Annotated in this window: 1 protein-coding gene; it reads left to right on the top strand. The window is 56.4% G+C overall.

The genetic code is table 11. The features are described 5' to 3' along the window. Positions 1-59 precede the first annotated feature (59 nt). Positions 60-1186, top strand: a protein-coding gene (locus ACFVTJ_RS25430; protein WP_386911274.1) for an IS3 family transposase whose coding sequence is annotated in 2 segments (ribosomal slippage) — positions 60-288 and positions 288-1186 — 1128 coding nt in all. Because the reading frame shifts where the segments join, the coding sequence is not laid out codon by codon here. The last annotated feature ends 33 nt before the right edge of the window (positions 1187-1219 follow it).

The raw sequence follows: 1219 nt of genomic DNA, 5'->3' as shown, positions 1-1219 counted from the left end.
TGAATAGCCCCTAGATTTGTAGACGCCTTCTTTCCTAATTTTGAGGCAGGAAGAGTATCATGAGCAAATCGAATTTCAGCGAAGATTTTAAGCGCGACGCTGTGCGTCAGATCACGGAACGAGGCTATCCGGTTGCGGAGGTTTCTCAGCGCCTCGGTGTGAGCCAGCATTCCCTGTATGAGTGGAAGAAGAAGTTTGCCGCGTCGAACGCCAAAGGCAACGACGAGGCCGAGGAGATCAGGCGGCTGAAGAAGGAACTGGCTCGCGTCACCGAGGAGCGAGACATCCTAAAAAAAGCGGCCGCGTATTTCGCCAGGGATGCAAAGTGAAGTACGCGTTCATTGCCCTGCATCGCTTGCAGTTTTCGGTGCGGACGATGTGCCGTCTCCTGCGGGTTCACCCGAGTGGATTTTACACCTGGCTGAAGAACCCGCTGAGCAGGCGAGCCAACGAGGACAGGCGACAGACCGATTTGCTCCTGAAGGCATGGGAAGAAAGCGGTAAGGTCTACGGTTATCGCAAGCTGCACGACGATCTTCTCGATCAGGGCGAGATATGCTGCCCAAACCGGGTTGCGCGTCTGACGCGTCTCGCCGGGATCAAGGCGCAGATCGGTTACAAACGCCGTCCCGGCATCTATGGCGGCAGGCCTGCCGTCGCTATCGACAACACACTCGATCGGCAATTTGACGTCGCGGCTCCGGACAAGGCCTGGGTCACGGACATCACCTACATCCGAACCTGCGAGGGCTTCGCTTACCTTGCGGTCGTCATCGACCTTTATTCGCGCAGGGTCATCGGCTGGGCTATGCAGAGCCGACAGACCACGGACGTCGTATTGCAGGCTCTGCTCATGGCGGTGTGGAGGCGAAAGCCGAAGGACAAGGTGCTGATTCATTCGGATCAGGGTTCGCAGTTCACCAGCATGGATTGGGCCTCGTTCCTCAAGCACCACAATCTGGTTCACTCAATGAGCCGACGCGGCAACTGCCATGACAATGCGGTGGCCGAGAGCTTCTTCAATCTTCTGAAGCGAGAGCGGATACGTCGCAGGGTCTACCGTTCACGCGATGAAGCTCGCCAGGATGTGTTCGACTACATCGAGATGTTCTACAACCCAAAACGCAAACACGTCAGAAACGGAATGCTGTCGCCCGTCGAGTTCGAGAGGCAGCAGAAAATCTAACCCGGGGGTGTCTACGAAACTCGGGGCTATTCA

The sequence above is a fragment of the Agrobacterium sp. NPDC058088 genome, assembly GCF_042885035.1.
In the GTDB taxonomy this organism is placed as follows: domain Bacteria; phylum Pseudomonadota; class Alphaproteobacteria; order Rhizobiales; family Rhizobiaceae; genus Agrobacterium.
This window is presented reverse-complemented; position numbering and strand designations above follow the sequence as displayed.